Genomic DNA, 12938 nt, shown 5'->3' on the forward strand with positions numbered 1-12938 from the left:
AATGACCAAGCTCATCATCGACGGTAAAGAGATCGATGTCCCCGCCGAATACACGCTGCTCCAAGCGTGCGAGGCGGCCGGCGCAGAGATTCCGCGCTTCTGCTATCACGAGCGGCTGTCGATCGCCGGCAATTGCCGGATGTGCCTCGTCGAGGTGAAGGGCGGCCCGAAGCCGGTCGCGAGCTGCGCCTGGGGCGTGCGCGATTGCCGTCCGGGTCCCAAGGGCGAGCCGCCGGAAATCTCCACCCGTTCGCCGATGGTGAAGAAGGCGCGCGAAGGCGTCATGGAGTTCCTTCTCATCAACCATCCGCTGGATTGCCCGATTTGCGATCAGGGCGGCGAGTGCGACCTGCAGGACCAGGCGATGGGCTACGGTGTCGACACCAGCCGCTTCGCCGAGAACAAGCGCGCGGTCGAGGACAAATATCTCGGCGCGCTGGTCAAGACCTCGATGAACCGCTGCATCCAGTGCACCCGCTGCGTCCGCTTCTCGGCGGAAGTCGCCGGCGCCCCCGAAATGGGCGCGACCGGCCGCGGCGAGGACATGGAGATCACGACCTATCTCGAGCACGCGCTGACGTCTGAGCTTCAGGGCAATCTCGTCGATATCTGCCCGGTCGGCGCGCTGACCTCGAAGCCTTATGCCTTCGCCGCGCGCCCGTGGGAGCTCGGCAAGACCCAGTCGATCGACGTGATGGACGGCGTGGGCTCTGCGATCCGCGTCGACACCCGCGGCCGCGAAGTGATGCGTATCCTGCCGCGCATCAACGAGGCCGTGAACGAGGAGTGGATTTCCGACAAGACCCGCCACGTCGTCGACGGCCTGCGCACCCAGCGCCTCGACCGGCCCTATATCCGCGAAGCCGGCAAGCTGCGCGCGGCGAGCTGGCCCGAGGCCTTTGCCGCGATCGCCTCGAAGGCGGCGCGCACCGACGGCAAGCGGATCGGCGCGATCGCGGGCGACCTCGCCGCCGTCGAAGAGATGTTCGCGCTGAAGGATCTGCTGGCCAAATACGGTTCGGCCAATCTCGCAGTGCAGGGCGGCGATGCCTTCGACCCCGCGCTCGGCCGCGGCTCCTACATCTTCAATCCGACGCTCGCCGGCGTCGAGCAGGCCGATGCGCTGCTCATCATCGGCGCCAATCCGCGGAAAGAGGCGGCCGTGTTCAACGCCCGCATCCGCAAGCGCTGGCGCGCCGGCGGCTTCAAGGTCGGCGTGATCGGCGCCAAGCCCGACCTCACGTACGACTATGATCACCTCGGCGCGGGCACCGACACGCTCGGTGAGCTCGCGGCCGGCAAGCACTCCTTCATGGACGTGCTGAAGAACGCCAAGAACCCGATCATCCTGGTCGGTGCTGGCGCCGCCTCGCGCCACGACGGCGCCGCCATTCTCGCAGCCGCGGCCAAGCTCGCGCTCGACGTCGGCGCGCTCAAGGACGGCTGGAACGGCTTTGGCGTGCTGCATGAGAGCGCCTCGCGGGTCGGTGCGCTCGACATCGGCTTTGTCGCCGGTCAGGGCGGGCTGAACGCAGCGCAGATGACGACGTTCGGGACCCTCGACCTGCTGTTCCTGCTCGGCGCCGACGAGATCAAGCCGTCGGACGGCACCTTCGTCGTCTATATCGGTACCCACGGCGACCGCGGCGCCCATCGCGCCGACGTGATCCTGCCGGCAGCCGCCTATACCGAGAAGTCGGCGATCTACGTCAACACCGAAGGCCGCGTGCAGATGACCGGACGCGCCGCATTCCCGCCGGGCGAGGCCCGCGAGGACTGGGCGATTGTCCGCGCGCTTTCGGAGGCGCTCGGCAAGAGGCTCGGCTATGACTCGTTGTCGGCCCTGCGCCAGGCGATCTTCAAGGCCGTGCCGCATCTGATCCGCCTCGACCAGATCGAGGCCGGCGGGGCCGACCAGATCAAGAAGCTCGCGGGGAAGGGCGGCACGACGGAGAAGGCTCCGTTCAAGCCGCTTGTCGAGGACTTCTATTTGACCAACCCAATCGCGCGTGCGTCCGCCGTGATGGCGGAGTGTTCGCGGCTTGCCTCCGGGCAGATGCTGACCGCAGCGGAGTGAGCTGATGGAATTCTTCGAAAGCGCCTTCTGGACCGGGTTCCTCTGGCCGCTGATCATCATGATCGCGGAGAGCGTCCTGGTGCTGGTCGTCCTGCTGGTGGCGATCGCCTACATCCTGCTCGCCGACCGCAAGATCTGGGCGGCGGTGCAGATCCGCCGCGGCCCGAACGTGGTCGGTCCCTGGGGCCTGCTGCAATCCTTCGCCGACCTCCTGAAGTTCGTGCTGAAGGAGCCGATCATCCCGTCCGGCGCCAACAAGGGCGTGTTTCTCCTGGCGCCCTTGGTCTCGTGCGTGCTCGCGCTCGCCGCCTGGGCGGTGATCCCGACCAATCTCGGCTGGGTGATCTCCGACATCAATGTCGGCGTTCTCTTCATCTTCGCGATCTCGTCGCTGTCGATCTACGGCATCATCATGGCCGGCTGGTCGTCGAACTCGAAATATCCGTTCCTGGCTGCGCTGCGCTCGGCGGCGCAGATGGTGTCCTACGAGGTCTCGATCGGCTTCGTCATCATTACGGTGCTGCTCTGCGCCGGCACGCTGAACCTCTCGGCCGTGGTCGAGGCGCAGCATGTCCGGGGCCTCGCCAGCCTGATCGGGTTGCCGCAGCTCACGATCCTGAACTGGTACGTCTGGCCGCTGTTCCCGATGTTCGTGATCTTCTACGTCTCGGCGCTGGCTGAAACCAACCGTCCGCCGTTCGACCTCGTCGAAGCGGAATCCGAGCTCGTCGCCGGCTTCATGGTCGAGTACGGCTCGACGCCATATCTGCTGTTTATGCTCGGCGAGTATGTCGCGATTGCCACGATGTGCGCGATGGCGACGATCCTGTTCCTCGGAGGCTGGCTGCCGCCCGTGGACCTGCCGCCCTTCAACTGGGTGCCGGGGATCATCTGGTTCTCGCTAAAGCTGTTCTTCATGTTCTTCCTGTTCGCGATGGCCAAGGCGATCGTGCCGCGCTACCGCTACGATCAACTGATGCGCCTCGGCTGGAAAGTCTTCCTGCCGTTGTCGCTGGCGATGGTGATCGTGGTGGCAGGTGTGCTGCACTTTGCCGGCATCGCGCCGAAGTGAGGGCCGTCATGGGTATCAACATCAACGCCACTGCACGTTCGCTCCTGTTGTCGGAATTCGTCTCGGCGTTCTTCCTCGCCATGCGCTATTTCTTCCAGCCGAAGCCGACGCTGAACTATCCCTTCGAGAAGGGCCCGATCTCGCCGCGCTTCCGCGGCGAGCATGCGCTGCGCCGCTATCCGAACGGCGAGGAACGCTGCATCGCCTGCAAGCTGTGCGAAGCGGTCTGTCCGGCCCAGGCCATCACCATCGAGGCCGGCCCGCGCCGCAACGACGGCACCCGCCGCACCGTGCGCTACGACATCGACATGGTGAAGTGCATCTATTGCGGCCTCTGCCAGGAAGCCTGTCCGGTCGATGCCATCGTCGAAGGTCCGAACTTCGAGTTCGCGACCGAGACCCGCGAGGAACTGTTCTATGACAAGGCCAAGCTGCTCGCCAACGGCGACCGCTGGGAACGCGAGATCGCGAAAGCGATCGAACTCGACGCGCCGTACCGGTGAGATGAGAGCATGATCCTTCCCGCGCTGTTCTTCTATCTGTTCGCCGGCGTCTGTGTCGCCTCGGCGGTGATGGTGATTGTCTCGCGCAATCCCGTGCACTCCGTGCTGTACCTGATCCTGGCCTTCGTCAACGCCTCCGGCCTGTTCGTGCTGATGGGCGCCGAGTTCCTGGCGATGATCCTGATCGTGGTCTATGTCGGCGCCGTCGCGGTGCTGTTCCTGTTCGTGATCATGATGCTCGACGTCGACTTCCTCGAGCTGCGCGAGGGCTTCATCGAGTACCTGCCGGTCGGCCTCGTGATCGGCGGCATCTTCCTGTTCGAGCTGCTGCTCACGGTCGGCTTCTGGGTCATCAACCCCGGCGTCGCCAAGACGATCACGGCGGCGATCCCGACCAACGTCTCCAATACGGAGGCGCTGGGCCTGGTGCTCTATACCAAGTACATCCACTACTTCCAGCTCTCGGGCATGGTGCTGCTGGTCGCGATGATCGGCGCCATCGTGCTGACGCTGCGTCACAAGGCGAGCGTGAAGCGGCAGGACATCAACGTTCAGAACGCGCGCACGCCCGAAATAGCGATGGCGATCCGCAAGGTGGCGCCGGGGCAGGGGCTCCAGGATTCTGACGCGGCGGAGTGGGTGAAATGACGATCGGGCTCGGACACTATCTTGCGGTCGGCGCGATCCTGTTCACGCTCGGGATCCTCGGCATCTTCCTGAATCGCAAGAACATCATCGTCATCCTGATGTCGATCGAGCTGATCCTGCTCGCGGTCAACGTCAACCTCGTGGCGTTCTCGACCTTCCTCGGCGACATCGTCGGGCAGGTTTTCGCGCTCCTGGTGCTCACCGTCGCGGCCGCTGAAGCCGCGATCGGTCTCGCCATCCTGGTGGTCTATTTCCGCAACCGCGGCTCGATCGCGGTTGAGGACGTCAATCTGATGAAGGGCTGATCGCATGATCCGGAAAAGTGGATACCGGTTTTCCGACCAGATCATGCGGAAAGATTAAATCATGGTCCAGGCAATCGTCTTTCTGCCTCTGCTGGGCGCTATTCTGGCCGGCTTGATCGCGCTTTTCGGCGCGCATGCCCGCAACCCCTCAGGCGACACTGTCGAGCATCACGATGATCACGGCCATGGCGCGCATGCCCATGCGTCCGACACCATCAACGAGGATGCGTCGGTCATCCACGAGACCCATCACGAGCCCGGCGACGGTCACGACGACCACCACGTCTCCGAGCCGCCCGCGGCGGGCTCGCGCGGCGCCGAGCTGATCACCACGGCGTTGCTGTTCGTGTCGGCGGCGCTGTCCTGGATGACGCTGGTCGATGTCGGCTTCATGCACCACGACATGCGCATTCCGCTGCTGCCGTGGATCCTCTCCGGCGATCTCCAGGTCTACTGGACGCTGCGGGTCGACACGCTCACCGCCGTGATGCTGGTGGTGGTGACCACCGTGTCATCGCTCGTGCACCTCTATTCCATCGGCTACATGGACGAGGACCCGAACCGGCCGCGCTTTTTCGGCTATCTCTCGCTGTTCACCTTCGCCATGCTGATGCTGGTGACCGCGGACAACCTGGTGCAGCTGTTCTTCGGCTGGGAAGGCGTGGGTCTGGCGAGCTACCTCCTGATCGGCTTCTGGTACCAGAAGCCGTCGGCGAACGCCGCCGCCATCAAGGCCTTCGTGGTCAACCGCGTCGGCGATTTCGGCTTCGCGCTCGGCATCTTCGCGATCTTCCTGCTGGCCGGCTCGACCGATTTCGAGACCATCTTCCACGCTGCACCGGGTCTCACCGGCAAGACCATCGACTTCCTCGGCTGGCATGCCGACGCACTGACCCTGACCTGCCTGCTGCTGTTCATGGGCGCGATGGGCAAATCGGCGCAGTTCCTGCTGCACACCTGGTTGCCGGACGCGATGGAAGGTCCGACCCCGGTGTCGGCGCTGATCCACGCCGCGACCATGGTCACCGCCGGCGTGTTCATGGTGGCGCGTCTGTCGCCGCTGTTCGAGCTCGCGCCGAACGCGCAGGCCGTCGTGATGTTCTTCGGCGCCACCACGGCGTTCTTCGCGGCGACCATTGGCCTCGTCCAGAACGATATCAAGCGCATCGTCGCTTACTCGACCTGTTCGCAGCTCGGCTACATGTTCGTGGCGATGGGGGCAGGGGCCTATTCGGTCGGCATGTTCCATTTGTTCACGCACGCCTTCTTCAAGGCGCTGTTGTTCTTGGGCTCCGGCTCGGTGATCTACGCGATGCATCACGAGCAGGACATCCGCAACATGGGCGGCCTCTGGCGCAAGATCCCCTACACCTACGCGGTGATGGTGGTCGGCACGCTCGCGCTCACCGGCTTCCCGCTGACCGCCGGCTATTTCTCCAAGGACGCGATCATCGAGTCGGCTTACGCCTCGCACAATCCGTTCGCGATGTACGGCTTCCTGATGACGGTCGTCGCGGCCGGCCTGACCTCGTTCTACTCGTGGCGCCTGATCTTCAAGACCTTCCACGGCGAGCCGCATGACGATCACCACTACGAGGCCGCGCATGAAGCGCCGATCTGGATGCTGATCCCGATCGGTGTGCTCGCGGTCGGCTCCATCCTGGCCGGCTTCCCGTTCAAGGAGCTGTTCGCCGGTCACGGCATCGAGGAGTTCTTCCGCGAGTCCGTGAAGATGAACCCGCACATCATCGAGGAGATGCACCACATCCCCGAGACCATCGCCTTCCTGCCGACGGTGATGATGGTGCTGGGCTTCCTGGTGTCGTACCTGTTCTACATCCGCCGGCCCTATCTGCCGGTCGAGCTCGCGAACACGCAGCCGATGCTGTACAAGTTCCTGCTCAACAAATGGTACTTCGACGAGCTCTACGACATCATCTTCGTCCGTCCGGCGAAGTGGATCGGCTACCAGCTCTGGAAGAAGGGCGATGGCTTCATCATCGACGGCCTCGGCCCCGACGGCGTCTCGGCCCGGGTGCTGGACGTCACCCGCAACGTCGTGAAGATCCAGACCGGCTATCTCTACCATTACGCGTTCGCCATGCTGATCGGTGCCGCCGGCCTGATCACCTGGTTCATGTTCGGCTTTGGGGGCCAGTAAAATGACGACCTGGCCAATTCTATCCGTCACGACGTTCCTGCCGCTGGTCGGCGCGCTGATCGTCTATCTCAGCCGCGGCGATGACGAGGCTAGCAGGCGCAACTCGCGCTGGATCGCGCTGTGGACCACGCTGATCACCTTCGCGGTGTCGGTGATCCTGGTCATGCGGTTCGATGCGTCGAGCGCCGACTTCCAGTTCGTCGAGAAGGCGAACTGGCTCGCCACCGGCATCACCTATCACATGGGTGTGGACGGCATTTCGCTGCCGCTGGTGATCCTGACCACCGCCATCATGCCGTTCTGCATCATCGCGAGCTGGAAGGCGATCACCAACCGCGTCCGCGAATATATGATGGCGTTCCTGATCCTGGAAACGCTGATGATCGGCACCTTCTCGGCGCTCGATCTCGTGCTGTTCTACCTGTTCTTCGAAGGCGGCCTGATCCCGATGTTCCTGATCATCGGCGTCTGGGGCGGTCCGCGCCGGGTCTATGCGTCCTTCAAGTTCTTCCTCTACACGCTGCTCGGCTCGGTCCTGATGCTGCTCGCCATCATGGCGCTGTACTGGAACGGCGGCACCACCGACATCCCGACCCTGATGCACACCGCCGTGCCGCGCTCGCTGCAGACCTGGGCGTGGCTCGCCTTCTTCGCCTCGTTCGCGGTGAAGATGCCGATGTGGCCGGTGCACACCTGGCTCCCCGACGCCCATGTCGAGGCGCCGACGGCGGGCTCGGTGGTCCTGGCTGCGATCATGCTGAAGATGGGCGGCTACGGCTTCCTGCGTTTCTCGCTGCCGATGTTCCCGCTCGCCTCGCATGACTTCGCGCCGCTGATGTTCACGCTCTCGGCCATCGCCATCATCTACACCTCGCTGGTGGCGCTGATGCAGGAGGACATGAAGAAGCTGATCGCGTACTCCTCGGTGGCGCATATGGGCTTCGTCACCATGGGCATCTTTGCCGGTACCATGCAGGGCGTCGCCGGCGGCGTGTTCCAGATGATCTCGCACGGGATCGTCTCCGGCGCGCTGTTCCTCTGCGTCGGCATCGTCTACGACCGCATGCACACTCGCGAGATCGCGGCCTATGGCGGCCTCGTCAACCGGATGCCGCTCTACGCGCTGACCTTCATGGTGTTCACCATGGCCAATGTCGGTCTGCCCGGCACCTCCGGCTTCGTCGGCGAGTTCATGACGCTGCTCGGTACCTTCAAGGTCTCGATCCCGACCGCGTTCTTCGCCACCTTCGGCGTGATCCTGTCGGCTTGCTATGCGCTGTGGCTCTACCGCAAGGTGGTGTTCGGGGCGTTGGTCAAGCCGTCGCTGATGAGCATGAAGGATCTCACCTTCCGGGAGGGCCTGACGCTGTTCCCGCTGATCGCGCTGACGATCCTGTTCGGCATCTATCCGAAGCCGGTACTCGACATGTCGGCGGCCTCGGTCCAGCAACTCGTCAACAATTACAACACCGCTGTGACGGCCGTGAAGGCCGCCGCACTGCTCCAGTGAGCGGGCAGGTCAGGATATCGCCATGAGCTTTGAGACTGCAGGTTATCAACTGGCGCCGGTGCTGCCCGAGCTCGTGCTCGCGGTCGGGGCCATGGCACTCCTGATGCTCGGCGCCTATCGCGGGCAGGAGACCACCAAGACGGTCACGACGCTTGCGGTGCTGCTCCTGATCGTGGTCGGCGTGCTCGAATACATGCTGCCCGCGGGCAAGCACGTGACCTTCGGCGGCAGCTTCATCGTCGATGATTTTGCCCGCTTCATGAAGATCCTGGCCCTGATCGGCTCGGCGGTGACGCTGGTGCTGTCGACCGAGTTCCTGTCGGATCCATCGCGCCGCATCTTTGAATACGCGATCCTGGTGCTGCTCTCGACGCTCGGCATGATGGTGCTGATCTCGGCCGGCGACCTGATCTCGCTCTATCTCGGCCTCGAATTGATGTCGCTGGCGCTCTACGTCGTCGCGGCCTCCAACCGCGACAACGCCAAGTCGACCGAAGCCGGCCTGAAGTACTTCGTGCTCGGCGCGCTGTCCTCGGGCATGCTGCTCTACGGCTCCTCGCTGATCTACGGCTTCACCGGCACGGTCGCTTTCACCGGCATCGCGGCGGCCGCGACGATCTCGAATGTCGGCCTGGTGTTTGGCCTCGTTTTCCTGCTCGCCGGCCTCTGCTTCAAGGTCTCGGCCGTGCCGTTCCACATGTGGACGCCCGACGTCTACGAGGGCGCACCGACGCCCGTGACAGCCTTCTTCGCCTCGGCCCCGAAGGTGGCCGCGCTCGCGGTCTTCACCCGCGTTACGCTCACCGCATTCCCGGGCATCGTCTCGCAGTGGCAGCAGATCCTGGTGTTCGTGTCGATCGCCTCGATGGCGCTGGGTTCGTTCGCCGCGATCGGGCAGAGCAACATCAAGCGCCTGATGGCCTATTCCTCGATCGGCCATATGGGCTTTGCCCTGGTCGGGCTCGCGGCGGGTACGGTCGAGGGCGCGCAGGGCGTGCTGATGTACATCGTGATCTATGTCGCGATGACGCTGGGCTCGTTCGCCATCATCCTGGCCATGAAGCGCAACGGTCAGCCGGTCGAGCAGATCAGCGATTTCGCAGGTCTCTCGCGGACCAATCCGCTGCTCGCCTTCATGTTCGCGATGCTGCTGTTCTCGCTCGCCGGCATCCCGCCGCTCGCCGGCTTCTTCGCCAAATGGTACGTCTTCGTCGCCGCCATCAAGGCGAATTTGTTCACGCTCGCCGTGATCGGCGTGCTGACCAGCGTGGTCGGCGCCTACTATTATCTCAGCATCGTCAAGACGATGTATTTCGACGAGCCGGCCGGACAGGTCGATCCGGTGCGCGTCGAAGTCAAGACGGTGCTGGCGGTCGCGGGCCTGTTCAACATTCTCTTCGCGTTGTTCGCGGGCCCGGTGGTGAGCGTCGCTTCCGCCGCGGCAAAGTCGCTGTTCTAGGATGGCATTCGCGCTCGGTCCTCGTGCGGCATCGGCGGGCTACAAGCTCGCAGCTTTTGAACGGACCGGCTCGACCAATACCGAGGCGATCGAGCGCGCAAGGGGCGGCGAACGCGGCCCGATGTGGTTCGTGACGTCGGAGCAGACCGCCGGCCGTGGCCGCCGCCAGCGCGCCTGGATCGCACCGAAGGGTAACCTTGCAGCCAGCGTCCTCGAAGTCCTCGACGTCGCCCCTTCCGTCGCCGCGACGATCGGCTTTGCGGCCGGGCTGGCCGAGGAGGCCGCCCTGGAGAAGGTCAGCCTGGAGGCGGCACTGCGCCTTGGCGAGGGCCGTCCCCGCTACGCCCTGAAATGGCCGAACGACGTGCTGGCCGGCGGCAAGAAGCTGGTCGGCATCGGCCTGGAGGCCGAAGCCATCGGCGAGCGTCTTGCCATCGTTGTCGGCATCGGCACCAATGTCGTCGCCGCGCCCGAGGGCACGCCCACACCGGCGGTGTCATTGGCCGCGCTCGGCGTCCAGATCAGCGCGGAGGAGTTGTTCTCGGCGCTCTCGGACGCCTGGGTGGAATTCCGCGGTATCTGGGACAATGGCCGCGGCTTTGCCGAAATTCGCAAATTGTGGCTGGAGCGCGCCGCCGGCCTCGGAGAGCGGGTCGCGATCCACACGGGAGTGATGACGCTGGAAGGCATTTTTGACACGATCGACGACACCGGCTGCCTGATCGTCCGCACCGCGGAGGGCCGGCGCGTGCCGGTGGCCGCGGGCGAGGTGTTCTTCGGCACGGCCGCCTCCGTGGGAGCTGCGTGATGGCGAAGCCTGAAGAACTGGTATTTGCACCGCTCGGCGGCGTCGGCGAGATCGGCATGAATTTGTCGATCTACGGCCTCGGCAACCGCCAGCAGCGCGCCTGGCTCGCGATCGATCTCGGCGTCTCCTTCGGCGACGAGGAGCATCTGCCGGGCATCGACCTGATCATGCCCGACGTCAGCTTCCTGGAGAAGGAACGCAAAAACCTGATGGGGCTGGTGCTGACCCACGCCCATGAGGACCATTTCGGCGCCATCATCGACCTGTGGCCGAAGCTGAAATGCCCGATCTACGCGACGCAGTTCAGCGCCGCGCTGTTCGAGGCCAAATGCGCCGCCGAGCGCAATGCGCCCAAGATCCCGGTGACGGTGGTGCCGTCAGGCGGACGCGTCGATATCGGTCCGTTCAATGTCGAGTTCATCCCGGTCGCGCATTCGATTCCGGAGTCGCATGCGCTGGCGATTCATACCGAGGTCGGCACGGTGCTGCACACCGGCGACTGGAAGATCGATCCGACCCCGATCATCGGCCGCCCGACCGACGAAAAGCGGCTGCGCGAGCTCGGCGATGCGGGCCTGCTCGCCTTGATCGGCGATTCCACCAACGCCGTGCGCGACGGCCGCTCACCCTCGGAAGCCGAGGTTGCAAAATCCATCACCGAGCTCGTCAAGGCCGCCAAGGGCCGCGTCGCGGTCACGACCTTTGCCTCCAACGTCGCGCGCCTCAAGGCCGTCGCCATCGCCGCGAAGGCCGCCGACCGTGAGGTCGTGGTGGTCGGCCGCGCCATGGAGCGTGTGGTGCAGGTCGCACGCGAGACCGGCTATCTCGACGGCGTGCAGAGCTTCCGCTCCCCCGACGTCTACGGTCATCTGCCGCAGGACAAGGTGCTGGCGCTCTGCACCGGCAGCCAGGGCGAGCCGCGTGCCGCGCTGGCGCGCATCGCCAATGACGACCATCCCGAGATCACGCTCAACCGCGGCGACAGCGTCATCTTCTCCTCGCGCACCATTCCCGGCAACGAGAAGGCGGTCGGCGCGATCATCAATGGCCTGGTGTTACAGGGCGTGGAGGTCATCACCGACCGCGACCAGCTGGTCCATGTCTCCGGTCATCCCCGCCGCGACGAATTGCGCGACATGATCGCCTGGACCAGGCCGCAGCTCCTGATCCCCGTCCATGGCGAAGCCCTGCACCTGAACGAGCACGCCAAGCTCGCGCGTGCCGCGGGCGTGCCGCGCGTGCTGGTCTGCCGCAACGGCGATCTCGTCAAGCTCGGCCCCGGCGATCCCGGCATCATTGGGCAAGTGCCAGCGGGCCGTCTCTACAAGGACGGCACGATTCTGGAGGACTCCAAGTCCCGCGCGGTGGTCGAGCGGCGCCGCATGGCGTTCTCCGGCTGCGCCTTTGTCGCCATAGTCATGACGGAGCAGGGCGAGCTTGCCGACGATCCCGCGGTCGAGCTGGTCGGCATCCCCGAGAAGAACAAAGCGGGCGAGCCCTTCGACGATATCGTGTTCGACGCCGTGGTCTCCACCGTCGAAGGTCTGCCGAAGGCGCGCCGTCGCGACGCGGATGCGCTGGCGGAGTCGGTGCGACGCGCTGTCCGCTCCGTGATCAACGAACATTGGGGCAAAAAGCCCCCCTGTCTGGTACACGTCCTGACAGTGTAACGGGAGAAGCACAATGCTGGGCCGGCTCAACCATGTCGCGATCGCGACCAAGGACGCCGTCAAGGCCGCCAAAATCTATGGCGCCGCGTTCGGGGCCCAGATCTCGGAGGCCGTCGCGCTGCCCGAGCATGGCGTCACCACCGTGTTCGCGACGCTGCCCAACACCAAGATCGAGTTCATCGAGCCGCTCGGCGAGGCCTCGCCGATCGCAAAGTTCCTCGACCGCAACGCCGACGGCGGCATCCACCACGTCTGCTACGAGGTGGTCGACATCATCGCCTCGCGCGACACGCTGGTGAAGGAGGGCGCGCGGGTGCTCGGCGACGGCGTGCCCAAGATCGGCGCCCACGGCAAGCCGGTGCTGTTCCTGCACCCGAAGGATTTTTCCGGCGCGCTGGTCGAAATCGAGCAGGCATAGGCCGAAGCCATGGCCATCCAGATCTCAACCGCAATCGCGATCTACTTCGTCATCTGGTGGGTCGCGCTGTTCCTGACGCTGCCGTTCGGCGTGCGCAGCCAGCACGAGGACGGCGTCGGAGTGCCGGGCAGCGACCCCGGCGCGCCGATCCTGACGCGCATGAGGAGCAAGCTGATCTGGACCACGATCATCTCGGCGATCATCTACGGGATCGCCATGGTCGCCTATCACGCCGGCTATCTCTCGATCGAACGCCTGTCGAAATTGATGGGCATGCCGTTCTAGAATTCCTGGTTGGCTTTGTTGG

General features: G+C 64.7%; 12 protein-coding genes. All 12 read left to right on the plus strand.

The features are described from left to right. Position 1: 1 nt before the first annotated feature. The 12 genes from nuoG to ACVIN2_RS00725 all read left to right on the plus strand — a co-directional run bounded on the left by nuoG (position 2) and on the right by ACVIN2_RS00725 (position 12916). A complete protein-coding gene (gene nuoG / locus ACVIN2_RS00670; protein ID WP_456764097.1) occupies positions 2–2077 on the plus strand; it encodes an NADH-quinone oxidoreductase subunit NuoG in 2076 nt (691 codons plus the stop codon). Positions 2078–2081: 4 nt separating this feature from the next. Beyond that, on the plus strand, positions 2082–3149 hold the full coding sequence (nuoH, locus tag ACVIN2_RS00675; RefSeq protein WP_007603555.1) for an NADH-quinone oxidoreductase subunit NuoH: 1068 nt from the start codon (positions 2082–2084) through the stop codon (positions 3147–3149). 14 nt (positions 3150–3163) lie between these two features. Continuing rightward, positions 3164–3652 carry an NADH-quinone oxidoreductase subunit NuoI gene (gene nuoI / locus ACVIN2_RS00680; protein WP_026232873.1) on the plus strand — a complete coding sequence of 163 codons (489 nt, stop codon included), beginning with the start codon at positions 3164–3166 and terminating at the stop codon, positions 3650–3652. Positions 3653–3661: 9 nt separating this feature from the next. After that, a complete protein-coding gene (locus ACVIN2_RS00685; protein ID WP_007610978.1) occupies positions 3662–4300 on the plus strand; it encodes an NADH-quinone oxidoreductase subunit J in 639 nt (212 codons plus the stop codon). Next, positions 4297–4605, plus strand: coding sequence for an NADH-quinone oxidoreductase subunit NuoK (gene nuoK / locus ACVIN2_RS00690; protein WP_007603558.1), 309 nt, complete (start codon positions 4297–4299; stop codon positions 4603–4605). The genes ACVIN2_RS00685 and nuoK overlap by 4 nt, the downstream gene beginning before the upstream one ends. A 61-nt stretch (positions 4606–4666) precedes the next feature. Further along, on the plus strand, positions 4667–6766 hold the full coding sequence (gene nuoL / locus ACVIN2_RS00695; protein WP_456764098.1) for an NADH-quinone oxidoreductase subunit L: 2100 nt from the start codon (positions 4667–4669) through the stop codon (positions 6764–6766). Between the two features lies 1 nt (position 6767). Continuing rightward, positions 6768–8276 carry an NADH-quinone oxidoreductase subunit M gene (locus ACVIN2_RS00700; protein ID WP_456764099.1) on the plus strand — a complete coding sequence of 503 codons (1509 nt, stop codon included), beginning with the start codon at positions 6768–6770 and terminating at the stop codon, positions 8274–8276. Positions 8277–8298: 22 nt separating this feature from the next. After that, positions 8299–9735 carry an NADH-quinone oxidoreductase subunit NuoN gene (nuoN, locus tag ACVIN2_RS00705; protein WP_007603562.1) on the plus strand — a complete coding sequence of 479 codons (1437 nt, stop codon included), beginning with the start codon at positions 8299–8301 and terminating at the stop codon, positions 9733–9735. 1 nt (position 9736) lies between these two features. Then, positions 9737–10543, plus strand: coding sequence for a biotin--[acetyl-CoA-carboxylase] ligase (locus ACVIN2_RS00710; RefSeq protein WP_456764100.1), 807 nt, complete (start codon positions 9737–9739; stop codon positions 10541–10543). Continuing rightward, on the plus strand, positions 10543–12213 hold the full coding sequence (locus ACVIN2_RS00715; protein ID WP_456764101.1) for a ribonuclease J: 1671 nt from the start codon (positions 10543–10545) through the stop codon (positions 12211–12213). Before ACVIN2_RS00710 ends, ACVIN2_RS00715 begins: the two co-directional genes overlap by 1 nt. 13 nt (positions 12214–12226) lie before the next feature. Continuing rightward, on the plus strand, positions 12227–12631 hold the full coding sequence (gene mce / locus ACVIN2_RS00720) for a methylmalonyl-CoA epimerase (protein ID WP_007603572.1): 405 nt from the start codon (positions 12227–12229) through the stop codon (positions 12629–12631). A gap of 9 nt (positions 12632–12640) precedes the next feature. Continuing rightward, entirely contained in the window at positions 12641–12916 is a 276-nt protein-coding gene (locus tag ACVIN2_RS00725) for a DUF1467 family protein (protein ID WP_027518239.1), read from the plus strand. Positions 12917–12938 lie beyond the last annotated feature (22 nt).

This window comes from Bradyrhizobium sp. USDA 3650, from assembly GCF_054057395.1.

Bases quoted from the DNA above. Each gene is read 5' to 3' on its own strand.
- nuoG (WP_456764097.1), top strand. From the start codon at position 2: ATGACCAAGCTCATCATCGACGGTAAAGAGATCGATGTCCCCGCCGAA.
- nuoH (WP_007603555.1), top strand. From the start codon at position 2,082: ATGGAATTCTTCGAAAGCGCCTTCTGGACCGGGTTCCTCTGGCCGCTG.
- ACVIN2_RS00685 (WP_007610978.1), top strand. From the start codon at position 3,662: ATGATCCTTCCCGCGCTGTTCTTCTATCTGTTCGCCGGCGTCTGTGTC.
- nuoK (WP_007603558.1), top strand. From the start codon at position 4,297: ATGACGATCGGGCTCGGACACTATCTTGCGGTCGGCGCGATCCTGTTC.
- nuoL (WP_456764098.1), top strand. From the start codon at position 4,667: ATGGTCCAGGCAATCGTCTTTCTGCCTCTGCTGGGCGCTATTCTGGCC.
- ACVIN2_RS00700 (WP_456764099.1), top strand. From the start codon at position 6,768: ATGACGACCTGGCCAATTCTATCCGTCACGACGTTCCTGCCGCTGGTC.
- nuoN (WP_007603562.1), top strand. From the start codon at position 8,299: ATGAGCTTTGAGACTGCAGGTTATCAACTGGCGCCGGTGCTGCCCGAG.
- ACVIN2_RS00710 (WP_456764100.1), top strand. From the start codon at position 9,737: ATGGCATTCGCGCTCGGTCCTCGTGCGGCATCGGCGGGCTACAAGCTC.
- ACVIN2_RS00715 (WP_456764101.1), top strand. From the start codon at position 10,543: ATGGCGAAGCCTGAAGAACTGGTATTTGCACCGCTCGGCGGCGTCGGC.
- mce (WP_007603572.1), top strand. From the start codon at position 12,227: ATGCTGGGCCGGCTCAACCATGTCGCGATCGCGACCAAGGACGCCGTC.
- ACVIN2_RS00725 (WP_027518239.1), top strand. From the start codon at position 12,641: ATGGCCATCCAGATCTCAACCGCAATCGCGATCTACTTCGTCATCTGG.